The following is a 25434-nucleotide window of genomic DNA, read 5'->3' on the forward strand; positions in this document are numbered from 1 at the left end:
AAATGGCCGAATCCATAGCTTAGCTATGAATTCGACCAAAAATCCATTTTTATTATTTAGTTGTCTACTTGACAGGGTACAGTTCAGATAGGCTTTGTTTTTTTACCTTTATTCTTCCACACCTAATTCTTTCTTTGCCATACTTTCATAAGCCGCTTCTCCGGACTCTATTGCAAATTCTGCGATAAATAGTGGGAAGACTGCATTGAGTTCTATGACATGCTCTTTCATTCTTGGCCATGTGTTTCCTCCTGCTTTTTTATAAGCAGTTATGATTTGTTCTAAACCTTCTTCACCGAATACGCGATGATGTCCCATGAAATCCATTGATGGATCAGAATGGGTTGCTTCTGTCCAGTCTATAAGTCCTGTTACGTTTGCTTCGCTATCTACCATTATATGTCCTGGGTGTAAATCACCATGTATCATTGTTGCATGTTCTGGCCAGAGCTCGTCATTGTCTATCCATCTTTGCCACCTGTTCCATATTTCAATTGATACACCATACGTCTCTTTGACTTTATGCATTCTATTTTGAAAGTCTCTTTTTATTTCGTGTATAGTTTTTGTAGAGATGTGTTTATTAGTTATTATATCTTCTGGTATACCATGTAAATCAACAAGTATTTCAGCTAATGTGTTTACAAAATTATCGGGAATGGGTTTGTGCTCAATTTCCCAAACATAATTCTGTATTTCAGGATCGATTGTTGCTACGGGTATACCTTGAAGCATTGGATATGCGATAAGGTCTTCTTCATGTACTTTCCATTTTGGTACTTCAAATGATACATGTTCTTGTAGAAAGTCTACAATTTGTTTTTCAGAATGGGTACGTTTATATACATCTGCACGTCTTGGTATTCGCAATACCCATTTTTGTCCATGTTCGTCTTCACCAAAAGCAACTTGAAAATCTAACCCTGATTCATTCAAAGAAATTGTTTCTGATTGAATATTTAGACCGTATTGTTTTGAGATTTTCACAATATCATTTAGATGAGTCATATGATTAGCTCCTTTTATTTCCCTTACTCACTCCACAAATTTACCCAATTTCTCCGTATTTCAATTTATACGCTACATATCCTGATTTATAGAAGTATTTATTTTTTTCCGCTTCTCGCTCATCTAATAATCCTAATGCTTGAATGACATTAAATGCAAAGTCTACTGCGCTTGATCCGTTTGCTGTAACGAGATTCTTATCTATTACGCTGTCTTCATTTACGAAGTCTATTGAGTTTGTGTATTGTTTAAATTTATCGTCTGTTGTCCATGTGTTTAAGTCGTTTCCTGTATGCTTGAATCCTGAAAGTAGGCTATTTCTTGCTAAGAAGTCTACTGCGCCACATATTGCACCGACAACGATGCCTTTGTCTAATGATGTCTTAATGAGCTGTACAAGCTGCTCACTTTCTATTGATGGCCAACTGTTTCCGCCTATAACGATTAAAGCGTCATATGGTTCTGAAATTTGCTCAATTGTATAGTCAACGATGGTCTTAATTTGACCGATGGATGTTACTGTTGGTTCTTCTAACGATACAGTATCTATTTTAAACGAATGTGACATAGACAGTTCTGCTGCAACATAGCTTAATTCCCAATCTGCGTATTGTTCTGTAAGTAAGACTAATGCTCTTTTCATAATTTAGCCACCTTTTTTTATGATTAACTTTAGATTGCTACAAATGTTGTGGTTATGCAAATGATAACTATATATTTTTAATTTATAAAAATTTAATACGCTTAAAATACTGATATAATAGGTGTTATGACGTTATGAATAGGATAATTAACTCGAAGAAGTTTGACAAATAACATGAATAATATTATAGTTACTTACACAACTAATCAACCAATCGTGTTATAGGATAAGGAGAATGAATATGAAACCTACATTAAATGATGATACACCTATATTTTTGCAAATTGCAGATATGATTAAAGATGATTTAGTTGAAGGACTTTTGTCAGAAGGCGAACAAATACCTTCCACAACGGAACTTTCAAACTTTTACAATATTAATAGAGCGACGGCTCAAAAAGGTATTGCACTGTTGATGGATGAAGGCATCGTGACGAAGCGAAGAGGAATTGGTGTGTTTATAGCTGAAGATGCGCGCGACAAGCTTGTAAATACACGAATGCAAGATTTCTCAAACACTTATATCCAGAACATGGTTAAAGAAGCGAAGAGACTCAATATAAATAAAGAAGAATTAATAAGAAGGGTGGCTCAAGACTATGACAATCATTGATATTAGAAATATGTCGTTTAAGTACAAGGATGAATATGTACTGGAAGATTTAAATTTACAAGAAGACCAGCCTATGATTATAGGATTATGGGGACGTAATGGTTCAGGTAAGACGACGTTAATGAAACTCATGTCAGGTCAAGAAAAACAGAATTCAGGACAAGTGTCCATTTTAGATTTTAATCCATATAATAATGTAGCAGCTTCTAAGCAAATCACATATTTAAGGGAAAATCACTTTTTTGGTAAGACATGGAATGTAAATGATGCTATGAAATTTGCTTCAATGTTTAACGATAAGTGGAATCAACAAGAAGCAGATTATTTAATTGATTTATTCGAGTTACCAAGAAAGAAAAAAATTAAGACTTTTTCCAAAGGTATGCAATCTATGGTTCAGTCTGTAATTGGATTAGCAAGTCATGCACCAGTTACGATGTTAGATGAGCCAACAAACGGTTTAGATGCTTATATGAGAAAAGTATTTACTAAAGCACTTAGAGAATCATTTGAAGCAGATCCAAGATATATCTTGATTGCTACTCATCATATTAAAGAAATTGAAAAACTATGTGAAAAACTAGTTGTCATTTCTGAACATCATGTGAAATTAAACGAACCTATTGAATATTTTCAATCTAGAGGAGCAATATTGGTTGGTAAGTTAGAAGATATTCAGCAAGTTGTTTCTAATAATGAAGTAATTGAACAATCTACAATTATGAATCAGCATAAAATTATGGCAGATATACCATTAAACGAAGAATTGATTAAACAATGTAAAGCGTTGAATATTAAAGTAGATAAAGCAAGTATTCAAGATTACTTAGTCAATATAACGATGTCAAAGGAGGCTAATAATGGGTGATTTAAGAGGCTCGCTTTCTATAATAGGTAAAGAATTGAAATTACAATTTTATACATTTAGTATCGTACTTTTAGCATTAGCTGTAATTTATTTTATCATTGGCTTCTATATTGAACCAACTGAGTCTTTCAAACCTTTATTATCTGGACCAATATACGGTATATTAGGATTCTTAACATTTTTCTTGTATGGAGACCCTTTTAAATCAGCCGTTCAACTCGGTTCTACGAGAAAGCAATATATTTTCAGTTTGTGGTTAAGCTACTTTATATTTATTGTATGTTTGTTAGCAGTGCATGAAATCGTTAGCTACTTATTAGAACTTACTGCAAATATTGCAAATAGTAACGTTACATTAATGAGAGTTGGAGATTTCCTACAACATAACAATAGATTCGATAATATGTGGATAGATATCTTATCAGTTATTTTTATTGCTGGTGTTTGTTTCTTCATCGGTGCAATTATGTATCGTGTTGGTATCATTCCAACTTTAATAGGACTATTTTTAATAGGCGTAATAGTCTTTGTATGGTATGTACTTGGAGATTTCACACCATTGTTCAAATGGGTATATCATCATATATATGAAATGTTTCATATATTAGGTGCTATCGGAATTCTTTTAGCATTATTAATTTATCCAATACTCATAAATGTTAAATTAAAATTTTAATAATACAATCGAGTACAGGAAGTAAGCACGTTACTCGTGGTAGTATTATTTAAGAATGATATAACTTATAAATAAAGCACCTCGTTAATTTGATTTTTATTAATTAAATTAAATTAAACGAAAGTGCTTTATTTTTTTGTGAAAATAGATAGTGAGAACGATTTTGTGAAGTGATGACGCCTGAGGGAATAGTATGCGAGAGAGACTACAGGCTCGAACCATACCCTCTGGCAAATGCACGAACAAAATCGTAAGATTTTATAAAAAATAGATATTGGTAACAATTTTGTAAAATGCTGACGCCTGAGGGAAGATTTTATTCCACTTCAATCATTATTTTCGTTATATATTCATTTTCATTATTTTTAATAACTGAATCGAATACAAATTCTTCATAGACATATTTACCGATTTTTAAATCCATTTCTTCTATTTTTTGTATCAATTTTGAGTACGTTACTTCTATATTTTTATCTAATCCTAGGTGGTAAGCAATTAAGTACTGACCTTTTAACGTAATGGTATTTGTATAATGATTTTTAGAGTTAGGAATTTTAACATATAGGTAACTATAATTATTGTATTCTCCATTTAAAATATCTTTCATATTGGATATAATGCCAATCGGTTGGCTAGAGAATAGGCCATGTGATTTAAGTTCTACAATAAATTGATTAATAGATATTAAAAAATCAAGTTCTGAAGCATTTGCGATATTATCACTTATATAAAATGTTGTTTCTTCGATTTCTTGTAATGTAATGTCATCAAATGGTGTTTGTATAGCTTCTTTAATGAGCTGAATTTTATCGTTGATAATCATTTCATTATATTCTAAATGTTTCTTCTGTTCTTGAATCGTCTTTTTCTGTTGATACATTAAATTTAAAAAGTGTTCTGGTGATTTGTTTTGTGTATATTCTTTGATTTCTTTTAGTGGCATGCCTAATTCTTTTAGTAATGTGATCACACTAATCAGTTCAATTTGTTTTATAGAATAGTAGCGATAGCCAATTTCATTTTTATAATCAGGTTTGAAAAGATTGATTTTATCGTAGTAAATAAGCGTTTGACGACTAACATTTGTTAAGCTAGCAAACTCACTTATAGGTATTTGATTAATTTTTTGCATAAATTGTTCTCCTTCTATTGACTGTATAGTTACTATACACTATAAATTGTATATATTAAAGATTGCAAAACGTTATGAAAATCCAACTAAATGGATTAGAATATAGTGAAAATCAGATAAAATTTGTGAAAGTATTGAATAAGGAGGTCTAAAATGAAGAGTAAGTTAAATGTTTTATATTTTAATATATTTTTAATGTTTTTAGGAATTAGTATCGTAATTCCAGTTTTACCAACGTTTTTAAAGGATTTAGATTTGAATGGTACAGATTTGGGTGTACTTGTAGCAGTGTTCGCATTATTCCAAATGATTGCTTCACCATTTGGAGGACGATTTGCAGATAAATTTGGTAAAAAAATCATTATCATTATTGGCCTCCTATTATTCTCCATTTCAGAATTTATATTTGCGGTAGGTAATTCATTTTCAATACTTTTATTATCAAGAGTATTAGGTGGGATTAGTGCAGCGTTTGTCATGCCAGGTGTAAATGGTATGATCGGTGATTTATCAACACATGAGACTAGAGCGAAGAACTTTAGTTATATGTCAGCAGTAATAAATACAGGGTTTATAGTTGGACCAGGTGTAGGAGGATTCTTAGCAGAAATTTCGCATAGAATGCCTTTTTATTTTGCAGGTGGACTAGGCATAATAGCTTTATTATTCTCGATATTCTTATTAAAAGAAGCTAGTGATGAAGATGAAACACATGAGACACGTAAGAAAAAAGTTAAAGAACCATTTCCATATAAATTGTTTGTAGTACCTGTTATTATAATGCTCATACTTTCATATGGTTTAGCATCAACAGAAACCATGTTCTCATTATATACAGCAGAAAAAGTAGGTTTCGAACCGAAAGATATATCTATCGCCATTACAGGTGGCGCAATAGTAGGGGTTATATTCCAGCTGTTCTTATTTGAAAAGCTAGTAGGAAAAATAGGTGAAATTAAGTTAACATTATTCTCATTAATATATTCGATATTAGTTTTAGGAGCATTCTTAATGGCTTCAAAATATTTAACGGTAATGCTAGTAAGTTTCATTATATTTATTGGATTTGATTTAATCAGACCATCCATGACGAACTACTTTTCAAAATTAGCCGGTAATAATCAAGGTACAGCAGGTGGATTAAACTCGGCAGCAACAAGTGTCGGTAACTTAATCGGACCTTTAGTAGCCGGCGCAGCATTTGATATTAGTATAGATTTTCCATTGTATATAGCAATGGCATTCTTCCTAGTAGCATCAGTAATTATTGTATTTTACAGACCAGATAAATTGAAATTTTAAAAATTAGAGCTGAGACAAATAAATTGTCTCAGCTCTTTTGGTTGGAAAAGGGTATAAAGTAACTCGAATATATCAAGACAGGTCCAACATGATAAATAGGGTGGGTGAATGTTGCAAGACAGGGCAGACATGATAAATAGAGCCTGTGAATTTATCAAGACAGGTCCAACATGATAAATAGAGAGGCTGAACATTGCAAGACAGGTCCGACTAGCAACATAGAGAGTCTGAACATTGCAAGACAGGGTCGACTAGCAACATAGAGCAGCCGAACATTGCAAGACAGGTCCAACATGATAAATAGAGCTCGTGAACTTATCAAGACAAGCACAACATGATAAATAGCACGCCAATTGATACCGATTATTCCATTATAATTCCTACAAAAAAACCCTAGGACGCGTATCTTATCAACACGCGTCCTAGGGTTCTACATTTTATATTTGATTTAATGCGTTATTTAAGTCTGCTACTAAGTCTTCTGTATCTTCTATTCCTATAGATAGTCTGATCATACCGTCTGCGATGCCTTCTTTATGTCTAATTTCAGCTGGTATGGATGCATGTGTCATTAAACTTGGTACTGAAATCAAGCTTTCTACTGCACCTAAACTTTCTGCTAAAGTGAATAGTTTAGTATGTTTTATAACTTCTTTTGCTTTTTCTACGTCTGCTACTTCAAAAGAAATGATACCTGGATATCCTGATGCTTGTTCAAAATGTACATCACGGTTAACATGGTCTTCGTTTAATGGGTGGATAGTTTTAACAACGTTGTCGTGATTTTTCAATAATTCAACAACTTCTTTAACGTTACGGTTAATTTGTTCTAGTCTTAAACCTAGTGTTTTAATACCTCGTGTTAATAAGTAGCTATCTTGTGGTCCAAGTATACCTCCAGTAGAGTTCTGGATGAAACCAATTCTTTCTCCAAGACTTTCATTTGCAGTAACAACGAGTCCTGAAACAACATCACTATGACCGCCTAAATATTTTGTTGCAGAATGAAGTACGATATCTGCTCCTAAATCTAAAGGATTTTGATAATAAGGTGTCATAAATGTATTATCAACAACAGTTAAGATGTTATGCTTTTTAGCAACATTGCTTGCTGCTTTAATATCCGTAACTTGTAATAAAGGATTTGAAGGTGTTTCTACGAATAACATTTTAGTTTCTTCTTTAATAGAAGATTCGATATTTTCGATGTTAGTTGTACTGATAAAATCAAAAGTAATGCCAAAGCGTGTGAACACTTTAGTTAAGGCACGGTAAGTACCACCGTAAACATCTGAGTTTATTAAAATGTGGTCACCTTTATCTAATAATATAATAACAGCAGATATAGCTGCCATTCCTGAGCCAAATGCATAACCATTCGTACCATGTTCTAAATCAGCAATTAAAGTTTCCAATGCTGTACGAGTAGGGTTAGCAGTTCTAGAATATTCATATCCTTGTCTTAATTCACCAATAGCATCTTGTTCGTATGTACTCGTTTGGTATATTGGTGTTGTTACAGCTCCAGTATATGCGTCAGTTGTTTTTCCACCATGTATAAGTAAAGTTTTTTTATTCATTTTATTTTCCTCCGTAGTTAAATATATTTTTAGACATATAACGATCGCTACTATCTGGAAAGACAACAACGATATGTCCTTGTTCTATTTCTTTGGAAACTTGTATTGCTGCTTCCAGTGCTGCACCAGATGAGCTACCAGCAAGAATACCTTCATTTAATGCAAGTCCAGACACATTGTTAAATGCATCTTGATCACTAATGACTTTAATGTCATGAATTAAAGAACGATCTAGAAAAATCGGCCACTTTTCAACACCAATGCCTTCAGTATCATGAGAATGTTCTGCTCCACCAGCTAGAATGCTGCCTTCAGGTTCTACAATGATATTATGGACATCATGTTGTTTCATTACTGAAGCGGTTCCTGCAAAAGTACCTCCTGAACCAGCACCAGCAACAAAGTATTTGATGTCAGGACATTGTTCAAGTATTTCTGATGCTAATGTATTTACATAAGCTTGTGGATTTTCTTTGTTTCCAAATTGATTAATGTAATAAGCATTATGATCTTGAGCGAATTTCTTAGCATATTGTTGAGCACCAATCATGCCTTCAGAACGAGGTGTTCTTCTAACATCAGCACCTAAAGCTTTCATTATACTCATTTTTTCTTCAGAAAATCCTTCAGGTGCATAGATAACACAGTTGATATTGTAATGATTAGCTACAATAGAAAGTCCAATACCAGTATTACCAGCAGTAGCTTCTACTATTGTATCCCCAGATTTAAGTTCACCTTGAGCAATTGCTTGTTCAATTAAATGCTTAGCCAATCTATCTTTGATGCTTCCGCCTATGTTATAGCTTTCTAGTTTGGCATATATTTTTACTTTGTCAGTACTGTAATGTTCTAATAGTACGAGCGGTGTATTTCCAATTAAATCAAAAGCCTTCATCCCATTACCCCAATATTAATTATTATAAAACATAGTATTTCAATAAGGATTATATGTGATTAGTTTTTAAAAAGCAAATAAATTAAATTTATTAGAATATTGAAAAAATAGAACGCCCGAACTTATCAAGACAGGTCCAACATGATAAATAGAGCCCTTGAATTTATCAAGACTGGCACAACATGATAAATAGAGTCCGAGAATTTATCAAGACAGGTCCAACATGATAAATAGGACGGCTGAATATTGCAAGACAGGGCCGACTAGCAACATAGAGTGGTTGAATATTGCAAGACAGAGTCGACTAGCAACATAGAATGTCTGAATATTGCAAGACTGGTCCAACATGATAAATAGAGCCCGTGAATTTATCAAGACTGGCACAACATGATAAATAGAGCCCCTAAAATATCCCGATATCACCATATTTTCAAATTAGTATAATTTTTATACTCAAAACTGTTGACTTTTATTTTTAGCCGCGTTATAGTTATCTCGAAATCGAAATAATATACAGGTAGGTGATGACATGGACCGAACAGAGGAATCATTAAAAGCTTTAGTAGGTATAAAGCGTACGAATGACACGTTAGACCGTATTGTGAAGCAAGATATGAAGAACTATGGTTTGAATATTACTGAATTTGCTGTGATGGAACTTTTGTATCATAAAGGTGATCAGCCTATTCAAAAGGTTAAACAACGTATTCTAATAGCAAGTAGTAGTACAACTTATGTTATTGACCAATTAGTTAAGAAAGCTTATGTAACGCGTCGACAAGATACTGAAGATAAACGTATTACGTATGCGGTACTTACTGAAAAAGGGCATGCGCTCATGGAACAGATTTTTCCACAACATGCTGAAACGATAGAGAAAGCATTCTCTATATTAGATGACGAAGAACTTGCTATATTTCGCAGAGCACTCAAAAAGATAAGCGCATTTTCTACTGAGTAGGATTGGCGCATAATTTTTTACATCAAATTATTTCGAAATCGAAATAAAATCAAATGTAAAAATAAAAGAGAGAAGGAATTTATAATGAATAACAATGAACTTTTAGGAATCCACCACGTAACAGCAATGACAAATGATGCAGAAAGAAACTATAAATTTTTCACAGAAATTTTAGGTATGCGTTTAGTTAAGAAAACAGTAAACCAAGATGATATTTATACGTATCATACATTTTTCGCAGATGATCAAGGTTCACCAGGAACAGACATGACATTCTTTGATTTTCCAAACAACCCTCAAGGTAGCAGAGGTACAAACTCAATTAGCCGTGCAGCATTCAGAGTACCTAATGATGCAGCACTAGAATATTACTTGAATCGTTTTGAAGAATTTGGCGTAAAACATGACGGTATACAAGATTTATTTGGTAAAAAAGTATTACCTTTTGAAGAAGAAGATGGTCAAAGATACCAATTAATTTCTGACGAATTAAATAATGGTGTTAAACCAGGTATTCCTTGGAAAAATGGTCCAGTACCTGAAGATAAAGCAATCTATGGTTTAGGCCCAATTGAGATTACAGTAAGTTATTATGATGACTTTAAATCTGTAATGAAACAAGTCTTCGGTATGACACCAATTATGGAAGAAGATGATGTAACACTTCTTGAAGTTGGAGAAGGCGGTAACGGTGGTCAAGTGATTTTAAGAAAAGATGACCAAAGTACAGAAGCAAGACAAGGTTACGGAGAAGTTCACCACGTATCATTTAGATTGAAAGACCATGATGCAATTAAAGCATGGGAAGAAAAATATAATGAATTACGTATTGGTAACTCAGGTAATGTTGATCGTTTCTATTTTGAAGCTTTATATGCAAGAATTGGACATATATTAATAGAAGTTTCTACAGATGGACCAGGATTTATGGGAGACGAACCTTATGAAACATTAGGTGAAAGCCTAGCATTACCACCATTCTTAGAAGCAAAACGTGACTTCATTGAATCTGAAGTTAAACCATTTGATACTAGCAGAAAATAATAATGACATTAAAAGGAGAGGTTCTAATGAAGAAGTTACGACCTGAAGAACTCACACAAAAAGAAAACTATAAATTATTAATTGGTTCGGTCATTCCACGACCGATAGCACTTGTTACAACACAATCTGACAGTGGATTGTTGAATATAGCACCATTTAGCTTTTTCAACATTGTATCTTCGAACCCTCCAATATTGTCTATAGCAGTACAAAGAGTGAACGGTGAACCGAAAGATACAGCACGTAATATTTTACAGAATAAAGAAGCGGTTGTGCACATCGTTGATACAGATAATGTAGAAGATGCGAACCAAACGGCAGCGTTATTAGGTCCGGATGAAAGTGAAATGGATCGCACTGAATTTGAAACTGTAGATTCTGTTGAAGTTTCAGTTCCAGGTTTAAAACAAAGTAAAGTACGATTTGAAGCTGTGTTAAAAGAAGATGTCGTCATTAAAAATGGTGATCAACCTGTATCAGACTTACTACTTTTAGAAATAAAATATTATCATTTCGATGAAGCGATTTATGATAATGGTTATATTATTAAAGATGAATTAGGCGCGGTAAGCAGACTTGCAGGCAATGATTATGCTGAAATCGGTAAAACATTTACAATCGAAAGACCACAATAATGATGGAGATGAAAAGAATGAATCATATATTTAAACAAGGTGAGCAAGGGGAGCCAGTATTCTTGTTATTACACGGTACAGGTGGAGACGAAAGAGATTTGTTGCCATTAGCAGAAATGTTAGACCCTACTTATAGTGTATTAAGTGTTAAAGGTGAAGTATCTGAAAACGGTATGGCAAGATATTTTAGAAGATTAGCTGAAGGTGAATAAGACGTAGAAGATTTAGAATATAGAGGGAAAGAACTATATCAATTTATAGAAGAATCTGCAAAAGAATATGAATTTAACTTAGAAGACGTTATACCAGTAGGCTTTTCAAACGGATCGAATATCGCAATCAACATTATTTTAAGAGAAGAAACACCTTTCAAAAAAGCATTACTATTCGCACCATTATATCCAGTAGATTTACAAAATAACAATAAAGATCTATCAGACTTTAATGTCTTTTTATCAATGGGTGAAAGAGACCCAATCGTAACAAAAGAACAAAGCGAACGCGTAATACAAATATTTAAAGAACGTAACGCAACAGTGAGTGAAACGTGGGTAAATAGCCATGAACTCACTCAAGAAGCGGTATTAGCAGCACGCGAAATATTATAGTTAGGAAATTGTAAGACTAACCCTAAGACCGCGCCCCTTTAATAAACGATACACAATAAAAAAAGACCCGCCCATCCGAAAGTAAGTTTATCGGATTGGGAGAGGTCTTTTTATTTTTATTAAGATGGTACTTCCGTTCTTTTTGGATTGTGCTTTCTTATGATTGCAGCTGAGATTGTGGAAATGCCTCCGAAGATAATAAATCCGATGTACATCCACATTGTGCTATTAAGTTCTATACTATGATTTAAATACAATAGTTCTCTTAAAGTGTCTGCGTAATGTCTAAATGGATTCCAGCCTATCATATAATCTTGGTAGAACTGAGGTAACATTTGTTTTGGTAGCATGATGAGTTGCATACTAAAGAATAACAACACCATAAATAATGGTACTACTTTTATACCTAGCCATGTCATAAATCCAAGTATTAAACTAATGAATGACAATATTGCTATGGATATATATAGTGCGATTCGATTAGGATGATCAATTGTTACGTCTAGTATACCGGTTAAGAAATAAATATATCCGAATCCACCAACTAATGCTGTGGCAATGGCAACGCCTAATTGTCCTAATGAAGCAATTATGCGATTTTTCACTGTAATACTATTACTCGTTCTAAATGAGAAGAATAGTAACACAGATCCAACTAATGATGCTAGCCAAACTGGTGTGAACATGAGGAATGGCATATTTCCATTTCCTTGATGTGATTTTACTTTGTTTATATTATTTTTATCAACTTTTACAGGATTTGTTATCTCTTGAATGTCAGAAGGTGCAACGTCTACGCTCATTTTTTCTAAAGTTTGTATGCTTTGTTTAGAGATTTGTGTGTTAAGCTGGTCACCAATTGTTGTAAGCATAGTTGTAGCTAATTGTGATCCTTGCATACTTGCACCTTCGTTCACAATGATTTCAACTTGTCCTTGTTTAACTTTTACAGGCTCAACTTTGCTTTGACTTTGCATTTTTTTAGCTTGTTCTGGTGGGATTTCACCACTTTTAATTTTGTCTGTCATTTCTTTCGTTTTTGCATCTTGAACAGTTTTTTGTACTTTACTCATTGAATCTTTTGAAAAATTCTTATCTAAAATTAATGCGCCGTAATATTTATTGTCTTTAAAACCTTGTTCTAAATTTTTTTTATTATCGACTGCTATCCATTTCACTTTTTCAGAAAGATCTTTATTGTCTTTAATTTTTTCAGAAAAAGATTCTCCGATATTCAATTGCTTATCTTGCATGGTTGTACCTTTATCTTGATTTACAATCGCAATTGGTACAGATTTAGGTTCTGGATTGTATGCTGGAATAAATGCGATTGCTAAAAGTATAAGAATCGTGATTGCAATAATAGGTGTTAGCCAAAATAATTTCTTTTTAAAAATATTCATAATTTATCTCCTTTTAATGAACATGGTGTTGATTATTAATAACATTGTTTATTATAATGGAATTCAACATATACACAATGGTCAATTATTAACAATACGTCTATTAATGAACAAAACTTTAATATATGTTCATTTAAAAAGGAGATTTTAAAATTATGGCAGAAGATCGACGAGTTAGAAAAAGTAAAAAAGCTATTAAAAATGCATTTATACAGTTATTAAAAGAAAAAAATATCGAATATATTACAATACAACAAATATCAGATTTAGCTGATGTAAATAGAGGAACATTTTACTTAAATTATGAAGATAAATATGCGCTGCTTGAAGAAATGGAAGACGAACAAATTGAAAAAATAAAGAGCTTTGTAGATTTTAGAAAATTAGATATAAATAATCAAAATGCTGTAACCTTTATCGAAGACTTTTCAGAAAAAATTATAAAAAATGTCGTTAGGCATATAAGTGAAAATCTAGAATTTTATCAAATTATATTTAATTTAGAGAGAAAAAGTAAGATTGAAGAACAAATAGCGGACATAGTGAGAAGTAACTTAATGCATTTAATAGGAAATAAAGAAGATGTCTTCGGTATACCAGTCAATTATTATTTAAGTTATGTAATCGGGTCTATGATGTCGATGATAAAATATTGGGTCTCAGACCATGAACAAGTCTCGATAGATGAATTTGTACAATATATTTCAACAATTGCTTCAACCGGACCATTATCCATAATGAAGAGATTAGTAGATGAGAAAAGGGAGAAATAACACTCGGATTTATCAAGACAGTGTCGACATGATAAATAGAGAGCCCGAATTTATCAAGACAGGCCCAACATGATAAATAGGACGGCTGAATATTGCAAGACAGGTCCAACATGATAAATAGAGCGTCTGAATATTGCAAGACAGGCCCAACTAGCAACATAGAACGTCTGAATTTATCAAGACTTGCCCGACAAGCTAAATAGACTTCCAACAAATAAGAAACTGAGACAAATTAATTTGTCTCAGTTTCTTTCCAATATTCTATATATTAAATAAATCGTTAAATGATTCTACCATTGTAGGGTGTGTGTATATATTATCTCTTAATGTTGTATATGGTACTTCTTGGTCCATCGCAAGTTTAATCAAATTAATAATTTCTTCTGATTCTTTACCATATAAACTAGCACCTAATATCAGATTAGTATCTGCGTCTACTACTACTTTAAATAATCCTCTATCGTCATTATTCACTTTATGGCGTGGAATATTTTTAACTTCAAGTTGTCCTTCTTTAATATTATAGCCTTCTTTTTTAGCTTTACTTGCAGTATATCCAATACGTGAAAGTGGTGGGTCTAAAAATACTGTGTATGGAACGTGTCCTCTATTTTCAGTAGTACGTTGTTTGTCACCTGTTAAATGATCTTTTACAATTCGGTAATCATCTAATGAAATATAAGTGAACTGTGCGCCGCCTTTAACATCACCAACTGCATATATATGGTCTACTGTAGTTTGTAAGTATTTATTTACTTTAATTTCACCATGATCTCCAAGTTCTATATCAGTATTTTCTAAAGCAAGGTCTGTATTTGGAACACGACCAGTAGCAAGTAATACTGCATCTCCTACAACTTTACCTTGAGATGTGTGCACAACTGGACGATTATCTTCAGTTGAAAATTCTGTAACCTCAGCTTCGTCTATAAATTCAATGCCACTATTTATAAACTCTTCATATATTTTAGATGCTACATCTTTATCTTCAGTAACTAATACGTGTTTATTGTTATTAATCACTTTTACTTTACTACCTAGATTTGTAAAAATAGTCGCGAACTCTAAGGCAATATACCCAGCTCCAACTATTACAAGTTCTTCTGGTAAGTTATCTAGTGACATTATGCCTTTAGAATCATAAATATTTTCAGTAGATTTAATTCCTTTAATGTCTGGTATATTTGAACGATTACCAGTATTAATTATAATATTAGTCGCTTGAATAGTTTCAACAGTTTTATCATTTTTATCTATAAGAATGACTGTTTCATTGTCTTTGAACTGAGCTTTATACGTATATACATCAATGTTGTCATCTGAATCAAGATTATTGAAATTCTTCTTGTTTAAAGCAGATACAACATCTTTTTTACGATTCATCGCTTCTGAAAATGAATGATGCTCAGTACCTTCATGTAATAAAGTTTTACTAGGTATACAACCTACGTTAATACAAGTACCTCCGTACATATTAGAATCTTGTTCAACAACTGCAATTTGTTGACCTTGTCCCGCTAAAAATTTAGCAAGTGTTTTACCAGCTTTCCCAAAACCAATGATTAAAGTATCATAATGTTTCATGAATTTAACCTCCATTTATAGATAAATTGTTATTACCATTATAATCTAATTTTAAGCGTCTGACTATTTTCTTGCACTGTGTGTTGAGAGGAATTTTTTCGAAAAATTCAAGAAAAAAGAGAAATTTTACAAAATTGGTTGACCACTTATAAGGCTAATAAGCTTGTATGTTTGTGGTGCTTTTCACAAGTGATGACCTTTTACAAAAGTGTATTATTACAGTTGTTTTAATTTTTCAATCTGTTAACATACATAACTATATTGAAAGGGAGTTTACTAACACATGAAATTCAACAAAAATAAAATCAATGTTGTAGATATGAATCAAACTAAGAAAAGTGTTTATGCAACAGGTATTGGTAATGCTATGGAATGGTTTGACTTTGGTCTTTATTCTTATTTAGCAATTATCATCAGTAAAAATTTCTTCACATCTGTTGAAAATGATGAATTGAAATTAGTATTTACTTTCGCTACATTTGCGATTGCATTTCTAATGAGACCACTCGGTGGTATTATATTTGGTCGAATTGGGGACAAACTCGGTAGAAAAACAGTCCTCACCACAACGATCGTTTTAATGGCAGCTTCAACTTTATTAATTGGTCTATTACCAACATACGATCAAATTGGTATTTGGGCGCCAGTACTATTATTAATCGCTAGAATTATTCAAGGCTTCTCAACAGGTGGAGAGTACGCTGGCGCAATGGTATATATTGCTGAATCTTCTCCAGATAACAGAAGAAGCGTTTTAGGTAGTGGCTTAGAAATAGGTACTTTAGCAGGATACATACTCGCATCATTATTAGCTAGTGGTTTATTTATTGGATTATCAGATGCACAAATGCAAGCATGGGGTTGGAGAATTCCATTTATTTTAGGAGCACCACTTGGTTTAGTAGGTTTATACTTAAGAAAAAACTTAGACGAAACACCAATTTTTGAAAATGAAATATCAGATAATGAAGAAAAACCAGAATCATTCGGTTCAATTATTCAAAATCATAAAAAAGATATTTTCGTATGCTTTATCACAGTAGCATTCTTTAATATTACAAATTATATGCTACTTTCATATATGCCATCATATTTAGATGAAGTAATTGGTATTTCTTCTACAGTGAGTACAGTATTAATTACAAGCGTAATGGTCGTAATGGTACCACTAGCATTCTTCTTCGGACGCTTAAGTGACAAAGTAGGCAACAAAAAAGTCGTACTACTCGGTACATTTGGTTTAACAGCATTTTCATTATTGTCATTCTATTTAATGGGACTTAACCAATTAATGTTCGTATCATTAGGTATATTCATACTTGGATTCTTCTTATCAACATATGAAGGCGCAATGCCAAGTTTATTACCAAGCATATTCTATACAGACGTTCGTTACCGTACATTAGCCGTTACATTTAATGTGTCTGTTTCAATATTTGGTGGTACAACACCGTTAGTTTCAACATGGTTAGTACACGCAACACAAAATCCATTAGCACCAGCATATTATTTAACAGCTGTAAGTATAATAGGATTTTCAACAATACTAGTACTATTTGAGACAACTTCAGGAAAAGCATTAAAAGGATCATATCCGACAGTATCATCTGAAAAAGAATTTGACCATGCCGTGAAAAATCCAAAAGATGCATTATGGTGGAACGAGCAAGAATTACAAGACAATAAAGTAAAAGTAGACTAAGATATAGAAGGTCATATATAGAAATAGAACACCAATCCGTTAATTACGATTAACAGATTGGTGTTTTTTTAGTGTGGGGATAGAGAGGTAAGAGATTTATGAAGGAATGAGCGTTACGTAGCGTGGCGATGCTAAGTAAGAAGGGGACTGTAAGGTGCTGTAAGGGACAAAATTCTGAGAAATGTCCGTAAGAACTAGTGTCTAAGGAGCACAATTCAGAATTATGCCAGTAAGAACAATCTAAGGAGCACAATTCGTAATTCTGCCAGTTAGGGCTTTCTAAGGAGCATAATCCAGAATTCTGCCAGTTAGCGCATGACCTACGCTGACCAAGCCCCGAACCCAAGACCGGCAATCAACCCCAAACCCAAGCCCCGCACCCAGCACCTAACACCCACCTCCACTTCCTCCATACAAAAAAAGAGCTGGGACAATTTATCTGTCCCAGCTCTTAACCCTTATTTACTGAAATCTGGCTTTTTCACAAATAATGATGTGATAAGTCCTAATGCACCTACGACACTTATAAAGTAAAATACAAATCTTACTCCGTGTGCGATGATTTCTCGTTCGCCTAAATCACTAGACCCTCCAGTGACTTGTTGTTGGCCGATTGTGTATAGTGTAATTGCTAATGCTGTACCGGCTGAACCTGCTACTTGCATTAATGTGTTCATTGCTGCTGATCCATCTGCATATAACTGAGGTGGAAGTTGATTTAAGCCGTTTGTTTGTGCTGGCATCATTACCATTGTTACGCCTATAAATAATACGATGAATAAACATAGAATGATCCAAACGGGTGTTGTTGCTGAAATGACGATTGTAAATCCTACACTTGCAATTAGTATTGCTAAAAATCCAGCTATACCAAAGTATTTTGCACCGTATTTATCGAATAGTGATCCTATTACTGGTGATAATGCGAAGTTTGTAGCATTACCTGGTAATAACACTAGACCTGCTAATGCTGCTGATAATAGTAAACTTCCTTTTAAATAAATAGGTAATAAAATGGCAGTTGATAAAATAACAAGCATTAATAAGAAAATCATAATAATACCTAATGTAAACATCGGGTGTTTAAATACTGTTAAATTTATCATTGGTTCTTTCATTTTCGTTTGTCGTGTACTGAACAGAATTAAAGCTATTATAGCTATAAGTAATGGTAACCATACAATTGGAGAAGTGATAGATATTTCTGCCATTGTACTTAAAGCATATATTAAACCTGCGAAACTGATTGTTGATAAAGCGATTGAGATAAAGTCAATTTTTGGTTTCGTGATTTCCGATACATTGCTTATGTTAATGAATGCAATGATTGCTAAAATAACATAAAATATTGCGCTAAACCAAAAAATGAAATGCCAACTTAATGTTGTAATAATAATACCTGATAAAGTTGGACCAATAGCTGGTGCTAAAGTAATGACTAATCCCATAATTCCCATAACAACACCACGTTTGTTTATTGGAAAAATGTTAAGCATAACTGTCATCATAACAGGTAAGATAATACCCGTTCCTACAGCTTGTATCACACGACCAAGCATTAATACAGCAAATATTGGTGAAAATGCTGCAAATAATGTACCAATAAATGAAATAATAAATCCACCTAATACAAGTTGTCTCGTTGTAAACCAACGTGTTAAATAGGCTGAGATTGGTACGAGTATAGCAAGGACTAATAAATAACCAGTCGTTAACCATTGAGCAGTTGGTGCATTTATATCAAAATCTTGCATTACGTTCGTTAAACCCATGTTTAATGCTGTTTCTCCAAATAAACCAATAAAAGCACCTAACATTAATATTAGGGCCATCGTTTTTGGATTTTTGACTTGTACTTCTGCTATCATAATAAAATCTTTAATCTCCTTTTACTAGTGAATACACAATTGTTGTGTATTAATATTTTGCTGAGAGCATATGCAACTAGCAAAAGCATAGTGATATTAGTATTTGTATATATTTCTGTAACACTTGTTTTCAAAAATAACAACTTACTTACTTTAGCAGAATAACGCGTATATTGTCAACCAAGTTTACGAAAATAAAATGTTTAAAATAAGTTCATTAACAATCTAGTCATTAACTGCCAATATCATAACAGGCTGAGACAATTAATTTGTCCCAGCCTGTTAAAATTATTTATTAAAGTAAACTTTTATGATTGCATATTAACGATTATTTTCCCTCTAACATGACGTTTTTTTAATTCTTTTAGACCAGCAGGTAAATCGTCTTTTGAAAGTATTTTACTAACCATTGGATCAAGAAAACCTTGTGCAACTTTTTGTAACATTTCATTAGTCATGAAAGATAAGTTTTGTTTAGCTTTTAACGTACCTGCTGAATAAGCTGCTCCTAATGCAACTTCGTGTATTGAAGGCGAAAGAGAAAATGGTTTGACATTAGTTAAGTCAGGTGCACCCGCGATATATGCTAGTTGTCCTGAAAAAGCTAATCTATCTAAATCTTTTGTCGCTTCATCTTTACTTATAGTATTAAATATTAAATCTACACCATTTCCATCTGTTTCTTCTTTAATGCGTTCTGTAACACTTTCAGTTTTATAATCAATTACTACATCTGCACCTAGTTCTTTTAACCAAGCATGATTATTCTGTGAAGCAGTAGTTATGACTTTTAAACCTAATTCTTTCGCCAGTTGAATAGCGAAACCGCCAACTCCGCCAGCTCCACCATGAATCAATATATTTTTCTTTTGAAAAGTATTTAATTTTTGATAAATAGTTTGGTATGCAGTTAAACCCGCACACAATATTGCAGCAGCTTGATCAAAAGAAACATTTTCAGGTATTTTAGCTGCAGTATTAGCGTCCACAGCAGTGTATTCTGTGAAGCTTCCTTTTTTATTTAAATCCATGTGACAAGCAATAGCATCACCAATTTTAAAGTTTGTAACGTTATCGCCAACTTCAGTAACTACTCCAGCTACGTCAACGCCAGCGTAGTGAGGGTAAGACCAATTTTTGTTTCCAGAAGACTCAATTACCTGATAATCAACAGGATTAAGTGCTGTACTCATTACTTTAATTACGATTTGTCCATTTTCAGCATGAACATCTGGGATATCACCCCAAAACATTTTATCTATGTCTCCGGCTGATTCTATTAACCATGCTTTCATAAATTAATTCCCTCCAATTTAATAATCATCTTGTGAATAAGTAAGTTCATAATTATCGTAGCACCAAATAAAAATATTAAGAAGTAGGCACTTTTAGGTAACTAAGTAGACATTTGAAACAATAATATAGTCATTTATATAAGCTGCCGTCTTTTTAGTTTCTGCAAATACTAGGCTTAAGAATTCTCTATATCCCAATCCATCTTCAATATGTCTCTTAATTTATCTACGTTTTCTTTGCCAATTGCTGTGTTGAGCTGCTCTTCTATTATTTTTTTGTGTTGTTTACTTTCTAAGAAGCATGATTCACCGAGCGCTGTTAGTTGGATGGATTTTTCTTTTTTATTACCGTCTACGTCTTGAATATCGACGAGTCCTTTTTGGTTTAATTGTTTCACGAATTTGTGTACGGCTTGTCTTGATATTGTTACATGTTGAGTGATGTAAGCTATGTTTCGTTTATGTTTATATATTTTAGCCATAATATACCATTCTGAACTAGAGATGTGTATGTCGTGTGTCTCATTCCACATTTTTTCGATATGTGTACGGACTATGCCATGGCGTTCACTCAATACATCAAATAAATCTAAGTCTTGTAATTCATTATTAGATATCAAATTTGTTCCTCAACTTTCTAATATAGTGATCTTCTCATCTATTCCAAAATATTTTTTTAATAGAAATTTATAATTATCATGTGTGACGGCTTCTTTTTGTTTATCATTTTGGGTCGTGATTGTTAAATGTTCGTTAGACATACTTACTCTACCATATTGTTTAGGAATTGTAATAATTAACTTTTGAACAAATATCGAATTTGGATTATGTTCGTTAAAGTCTAAATGCTCAATGAAAAAGTCCCATTCTCTAGGTATATCATTTGTCTTGTATGAAGTACGCCAATGGTTTTGAGCTATTTGTTTTTGAAGATGTATAACGCCTGAATCATCTAAAATGGCACAATAATTTCCGTTAGTGTCATTAATAATATGCACGTCATCTTGACTTGAAACAGGGATAGCTTCGGTTGGTAAATCTCCAAACCCGACATCTGCTATATAAGATTTATCTAAATGAACGAGTGTAGTCATATGTGAACCATCTCTACTCCAACTATCATCTGGTGTATGGACTGTACCTGATATTCGATCTAATTCAAAGCCTTTTTCTGTTAAATAATGTTGAAATAGGGTGTTCATTTCATAACAAAAGCCACCACGATGTTGATGGACTATTTTGTTGAATAAATCATTAATATCTACAGAAATAGGTGTTTCATTCTGTACACTTATATTTTCAAAGGGAACGGTGTACATAAATCTTTTAATATAATGGTTTAAACTTTCGAGATTTATTTTATTAAACTTATTAGTATCTATTTTTAAATAATTTTCAAATTGTTGAATGTCCAAAGTAGTACCTCCATTAAATTTGTCAATTCTATTATAAGGGATATATGCATAGAATATGTTAATATAAAATTGATATTATACGGTTACATTATAGAAAGCTAGGTAATGCATATGAGAATTGGTGCTATTTCAGATTTGCATATAGATAGAAGTAAAGATTATTATCCGCAAGATTTTGAATACATTTTAACGAACGAAATTAAACGTCTGAATTTGGATATGTTACTCATTGCGGGAGATGTTTCAAATCATTATTTACAAACGGTTCAATTTGTTCAAAATGTAAAACACCATTCAAATATAGATGTCTTGTTTATCCCTGGTAATCATGATTATTGGAAAAGTGAACAAGATGATAAATCTTCTTATGAAATTTTTGAACATTATAAGTCGCAACCTGAGAGTATTATTGGTAATCCATATATTATCAATGATGATTGGGCAATTGTAGGCCATAGTGGTTGGTACGATTATAGCTTTGCAGACCATGAAAAGTTTAGTCTAGAAAGATTAGAACGAAGAAAATATTATGGCTCAACGTGGTTAGATAAAGAACATATAGATTGGGGAAAATCTGATCTAGAAATGTCTAAGTTAGCAGCAACCTCTGTTAAAAATGATTTAGAACAAGTAAAAGATAAAAATATTATTTTGATGACACATATCGTTACACATAAAAGATTTGCAGTACCAATGCCACATAGAATATTTGATTATTTTAATGCGTTTATAGGCACTTCTGACTTTGACCAATTTTATGAAACATATCCAATCAAGTATAGTATTATGGGGCACGTTCATTTTCGAAGTATAATAGAAGAAAGTGGCGTTCAGTATATATGTCCATGTTTAGGATATCAAAGAGAGTGGAGAACACAAGATTTGGAAACAGAGATGAAGCATACTATACAAATTATTGAAATATAAAAACATACTTCAAAGAATTTAAATGATTAAAATAGGTGATAAGATGAAAAAGTATATATCATTATTTGTCATAGCAGGAATTGTACATTCACTGTTCTCGTTATATTGGGGATTTGGTGGAGAAGCAGGGTTAACAACAGTAGGTACTTGGGTATTTACATTAAGTGCAAATTACGGAATTTGGATAAATATAGCGTTATTAATCGTTGCAGTAGTTAAATTTTTAGCAACAATCATGCCACTGACCTTAACAAATCATTTCGATAAAAGAATATATTACGTATCTTTAGTCGGTAGTGTAGTACTTATATTGTATGGCGGTTTAAATACATTAATAGGTTGGCTAAAAATGTTTAAAATAATAGAAATTCATAACTATTACACAGCATTTGGACAAGCATTCGTCTGGGACCCATTGTTCTTATTATGGGGAATAGGGTTGTTTGGATATGTGAAGATGCTAAAAAAGAGCAAAAGGAATAATGTTGTATGAAGCGGTTAGTCAGATAGTTTGAATCAGGAACATATTGGTAAATACTTAGATTAAACGCACGAAGACTTTCGAGATATCGTGCGATTCGGCTCGTAAAACAGCAAACTACAATATCTCAATTATACTTACTAGCACCCTCAATCTGGATTTTTTCGGATTGAGGGTGTTTTATTTATTTTTTTTATAGTGCTATAATTAGCAAGACTAAAATTAGTTGATTATTGTCTTATAGAAAGGAATGGATATATGTTCTTAGCTTGGAATGAAATGAGAAGAAATAAGATAAAGTTCGGGCTTATTATTGGCGTTCTGATTATGATTAGCTACCTGCTGTTCTTATTATCAGGGCTGGCAAATGGCTTGATGAATATGAATAGGGAAGCGATTGATATTTGGAAGGCAGATGCAATTGTCTTAAATAAAGATGCCAATCAAACGGTTGCGCAATCTTCTGTTAATACTGACGATATCAATGGAAAATTCGATAAAAGTGAAGGTTTAAAACAAACAGCTGTTATTGCAACTGATGGGAAATTAAAAGAAAATGCTACTGTATTTGGAATTGATGCTAAAGGTTTCCTTATGCCTAAGCTAGAAGATGGAAAATTTTTCAAGAAAAATAATGAAGTAGTAGCAGATCATACTTTGAAGACAAAAGGTTTCAAAATAGGAGATGAATTATCACTTTCGAATAGTGATGAGAAATTAAAAATAGTAGGATTCTCAGAAAGTTCTAAATTTAATGCATCACCTGTATTGTTTACGAATGATGAAACAATTAGCAAATTAAATCCCATGTTTAAAGGGGATAAAATCAATGCACTTGTAGTTAAAGATAAAAATTGGAAAGATGCGCAATTAAATAAAGATTTAGAAGTGATTGAAATAGAAGATTTTGTTACTAAATTACCTGGTTATCAAGCTCAGAATTTAACGTTAACATTTATGATTGTCTTTCTATTTGCTATATCCGCAATGGTTATAGGTATTTTCTTGTACATAATTACATTACAAAAGAGAAACTTATTTGGCGTATTAAAAGCACAAGGATTAACGAATGGCTTCTTAGCAAAATCGGTTATGAGTCAAACAATTATTATTGCTTTAATAGGTACATTGATAGGCTTTGGCTTAACAGTTTTAACGGGTGCCTTTTTACCTGAAGCAGTGCCGATTAAATTTGATTATTTAACGATGTCTATATACGGAATTGTATTAATATTAGTAGCAATTTTAGGAAGTTTATTCTCGGTATTAAGTATTAGAAAAGTAGAACCACTGAAGGTAATAGGTTAGGAGGAGCTTGTCATGTTAACATTTGAAAATGTAAGTAAATCATTTAAAGACGGTAATAGAACAATTGAAGCTGTAAAAGCGACAAATTTTAATTTAGAAAAAGGCGAGCTCGTAGCTATTATTGGGCCATCAGGTTCTGGAAAGAGTACACTTTTAACGATGGCTGGCGCATTACAATTACCATCAGAAGGCATGATATCGTTAAATGGACAAGAAATTAATCAATTTAATGAAAAACAACTTTCTAAACTGAGATTAAAAGAAATCGGTTTTATATTACAAACTAGCAATTTAATCCCTTTTCTAACTGTACAACAACAATTTGAGTTACTTAAAAAAGTAAAAAAAGATGTGATGAATAAAGAAGAGCATTCAAGGCTATTAAAACAACTTGGACTAGATAACATATTAACGCAATTACCAAATGAAATATCAGGTGGACAAAAACAAAGAGTAGCCATTGCAAAAGCGTTATATACCAATCCTTCAATTATACTCGCAGACGAACCAACAGCTTCATTAGATACGGAAAATGCAATAGAAGTAATGGAAATATTAAAAAAAGAAACTAAAGAACTTAATAAATTGTGTATTATTGTGACACATGATCAAAGATTAACAACATATTGTGATAAAGTCTTTAAAATGGTCGATGGAGAATTAAAAGAACAATAATAAAAGCAGTAGAAGAATGTTGGACAAGTTTGTTG

At 32.6% G+C, this 25434-nt stretch carries 24 protein-coding genes and 1 pseudogene; 14 read left to right on the forward strand and 11 right to left on the reverse strand.

Features of this window, described 5'->3' with window-relative positions; genetic code table 11:
- Positions 1-108: 108 nt before the first annotated feature.
- Together CD129_RS10775 and CD129_RS10780 are read right to left on the reverse strand one after the other, a co-directional pair.
- Positions 109-1008: an Mph(C) family macrolide 2'-phosphotransferase gene (locus CD129_RS10775; protein ID WP_107509753.1), complete on the reverse strand. Its 900-nt coding sequence runs from the start codon at positions 1006-1008 to the stop codon at positions 109-111.
- A 40-nt stretch (positions 1009-1048) separates the two neighbouring features.
- Entirely contained in the window at positions 1049-1651 is a 603-nt protein-coding gene (locus CD129_RS10780) for a DJ-1/PfpI family protein (RefSeq protein ID WP_107509752.1), read from the reverse strand.
- Positions 1652-1892: 241 nt separating this feature from the next.
- On the opposite strand from CD129_RS10780, the gene CD129_RS10785 reads away from it, so the two are divergent.
- The 3 genes from CD129_RS10785 to CD129_RS10795 are packed head-to-tail and all read left to right on the forward strand — an operon-like array spanning position 1893 to position 3808.
- Entirely contained in the window at positions 1893-2264 is a 372-nt protein-coding gene (locus CD129_RS10785; protein ID WP_115337780.1) for a GntR family transcriptional regulator, read from the forward strand.
- Positions 2251-3132 (forward strand): ATP-binding cassette domain-containing protein, encoded by an 882-nt coding sequence (locus CD129_RS10790; RefSeq protein ID WP_115337779.1) that lies wholly within the window; start codon positions 2251-2253, stop codon positions 3130-3132. Before CD129_RS10785 ends, CD129_RS10790 begins: the two co-directional genes overlap by 14 nt.
- A complete protein-coding gene (locus CD129_RS10795; protein ID WP_115337778.1) occupies positions 3125-3808 on the forward strand; it encodes a hypothetical protein in 684 nt (227 codons plus the stop codon). The genes CD129_RS10790 and CD129_RS10795 overlap by 8 nt, the downstream gene beginning before the upstream one ends.
- 316 nt (positions 3809-4124) lie before the next feature.
- Here the strand turns inward: CD129_RS10795 and CD129_RS10800 are convergent, their stop codons facing one another.
- Positions 4125-4940 (reverse strand): MerR family transcriptional regulator, encoded by an 816-nt coding sequence (locus CD129_RS10800; protein ID WP_107509748.1) that lies wholly within the window; start codon positions 4938-4940, stop codon positions 4125-4127.
- Positions 4941-5093: 153 nt separating this feature from the next.
- Between CD129_RS10800 and norA the strand changes: the two genes are divergently transcribed.
- A complete protein-coding gene (norA, locus tag CD129_RS10805; RefSeq protein ID WP_107509747.1) occupies positions 5094-6242 on the forward strand; it encodes a multidrug efflux MFS transporter NorA in 1149 nt (382 codons plus the stop codon).
- 437 nt (positions 6243-6679) lie between these two features.
- Here the strand turns inward: norA and CD129_RS10810 are convergent, their stop codons facing one another.
- Complete coding sequence (locus tag CD129_RS10810; protein ID WP_115337777.1) at positions 6680-7822, reverse strand: aminotransferase class I/II-fold pyridoxal phosphate-dependent enzyme; 1143 nt, start codon at positions 7820-7822, stop codon at positions 6680-6682.
- 1 nt (position 7823) lies between these two features.
- Positions 7824-8720, reverse strand: coding sequence for a PLP-dependent cysteine synthase family protein (locus CD129_RS10815; protein ID WP_107509745.1), 897 nt, complete (start codon positions 8718-8720; stop codon positions 7824-7826).
- A 529-nt stretch (positions 8721-9249) separates the two neighbouring features.
- Here CD129_RS10815 and CD129_RS10820 point away from each other — a divergent pair.
- From CD129_RS10820 to mhqD, 4 genes and pseudogenes are all read left to right on the forward strand, one after another.
- Positions 9250-9681, forward strand: a complete 432-nt coding sequence (locus CD129_RS10820; protein WP_078358527.1) for a MarR family winged helix-turn-helix transcriptional regulator — start codon at positions 9250-9252, stop codon at positions 9679-9681.
- Positions 9682-9765: 84 nt separating this feature from the next.
- Positions 9766-10725 (forward strand): ring-cleaving dioxygenase MhqE, encoded by a 960-nt coding sequence (gene mhqE / locus CD129_RS10825; protein ID WP_115337776.1) that lies wholly within the window; start codon positions 9766-9768, stop codon positions 10723-10725.
- Between the two features lie 26 nt (positions 10726-10751).
- Entirely contained in the window at positions 10752-11360 is a 609-nt protein-coding gene (locus tag CD129_RS10830) for a flavin reductase family protein (RefSeq protein WP_115337775.1), read from the forward strand.
- A 17-nt stretch (positions 11361-11377) separates the two neighbouring features.
- Positions 11378-11968, forward strand: a pseudogene (mhqD, locus tag CD129_RS10835) (methylhydroquinone degradation carboxylesterase MhqD).
- A 119-nt stretch (positions 11969-12087) separates the two neighbouring features.
- Here mhqD and CD129_RS10840 read toward each other — a convergent pair.
- A complete protein-coding gene (locus CD129_RS10840; protein WP_115337774.1) occupies positions 12088-13371 on the reverse strand; it encodes a YhgE/Pip domain-containing protein in 1284 nt (427 codons plus the stop codon).
- A 155-nt stretch (positions 13372-13526) separates the two neighbouring features.
- Between CD129_RS10840 and CD129_RS10845 the strand changes: the two genes are divergently transcribed.
- Positions 13527-14144: a TetR/AcrR family transcriptional regulator gene (locus CD129_RS10845; protein ID WP_115337773.1), complete on the forward strand. Its 618-nt coding sequence runs from the start codon at positions 13527-13529 to the stop codon at positions 14142-14144.
- A gap of 261 nt (positions 14145-14405) precedes the next feature.
- Here CD129_RS10845 and merA read toward each other — a convergent pair whose 3' ends face one another.
- A complete protein-coding gene (gene merA / locus CD129_RS10850) occupies positions 14406-15728 on the reverse strand; it encodes a hypothiocyanous acid reductase MerA (protein WP_115337772.1) in 1323 nt (440 codons plus the stop codon).
- 283 nt (positions 15729-16011) lie between these two features.
- Between merA and CD129_RS10855 the strand changes: the two genes are divergently transcribed.
- Complete coding sequence (locus CD129_RS10855; protein ID WP_115337771.1) at positions 16012-17430, forward strand: MFS transporter; 1419 nt, start codon at positions 16012-16014, stop codon at positions 17428-17430.
- 458 nt (positions 17431-17888) lie between these two features.
- Here CD129_RS10855 and CD129_RS10860 read toward each other — a convergent pair whose 3' ends face one another.
- The 4 genes from CD129_RS10860 to CD129_RS10875 all read right to left on the reverse strand — a co-directional run bounded on the left by CD129_RS10860 (position 17889) and on the right by CD129_RS10875 (position 22008).
- Positions 17889-19298 carry a DHA2 family efflux MFS transporter permease subunit gene (locus CD129_RS10860; RefSeq protein WP_115337770.1) on the reverse strand — a complete coding sequence of 470 codons (1410 nt, stop codon included), beginning with the start codon at positions 19296-19298 and terminating at the stop codon, positions 17889-17891.
- Positions 19299-19606: 308 nt separating this feature from the next.
- Positions 19607-20593: a zinc-binding dehydrogenase gene (locus tag CD129_RS10865; protein WP_107509738.1), complete on the reverse strand. Its 987-nt coding sequence runs from the start codon at positions 20591-20593 to the stop codon at positions 19607-19609.
- Positions 20594-20769: 176 nt separating this feature from the next.
- A complete protein-coding gene (locus tag CD129_RS10870; RefSeq protein WP_115337769.1) occupies positions 20770-21213 on the reverse strand; it encodes a MarR family winged helix-turn-helix transcriptional regulator in 444 nt (147 codons plus the stop codon).
- Positions 21214-21222: 9 nt separating this feature from the next.
- The gene (locus tag CD129_RS10875) at positions 21223-22008 is read right to left on the reverse strand and encodes an arylamine N-acetyltransferase family protein (protein WP_107509736.1); all 786 of its coding nucleotides are present in this window, start codon (positions 22006-22008) and stop codon (positions 21223-21225) included.
- Between the two features lie 111 nt (positions 22009-22119).
- On the opposite strand from CD129_RS10875, the gene CD129_RS10880 reads away from it, so the two are divergent.
- The 4 genes from CD129_RS10880 (at position 22120) to CD129_RS10895 (ending at position 25399) form a co-directional block, all read left to right on the forward strand.
- A complete protein-coding gene (locus tag CD129_RS10880; RefSeq protein ID WP_078358437.1) occupies positions 22120-22935 on the forward strand; it encodes a metallophosphoesterase in 816 nt (271 codons plus the stop codon).
- A gap of 22 nt (positions 22936-22957) precedes the next feature.
- The gene (locus CD129_RS10885; protein ID WP_238418539.1) at positions 22958-23428 is read left to right on the forward strand and encodes a DUF3995 domain-containing protein; all 471 of its coding nucleotides are present in this window, start codon (positions 22958-22960) and stop codon (positions 23426-23428) included.
- A gap of 246 nt (positions 23429-23674) precedes the next feature.
- Positions 23675-24724, forward strand: coding sequence for an ABC transporter permease (locus CD129_RS10890; RefSeq protein ID WP_115337768.1), 1050 nt, complete (start codon positions 23675-23677; stop codon positions 24722-24724).
- Positions 24725-24736: 12 nt separating this feature from the next.
- Positions 24737-25399 carry an ABC transporter ATP-binding protein gene (locus CD129_RS10895; RefSeq protein WP_078358426.1) on the forward strand — a complete coding sequence of 221 codons (663 nt, stop codon included), beginning with the start codon at positions 24737-24739 and terminating at the stop codon, positions 25397-25399.
- Positions 25400-25434 lie beyond the last annotated feature (35 nt).

This window comes from Mammaliicoccus fleurettii (genome assembly GCF_003970575.1).
GTDB lineage: Bacteria > Bacillota > Bacilli > Staphylococcales > Staphylococcaceae > Mammaliicoccus > Mammaliicoccus fleurettii.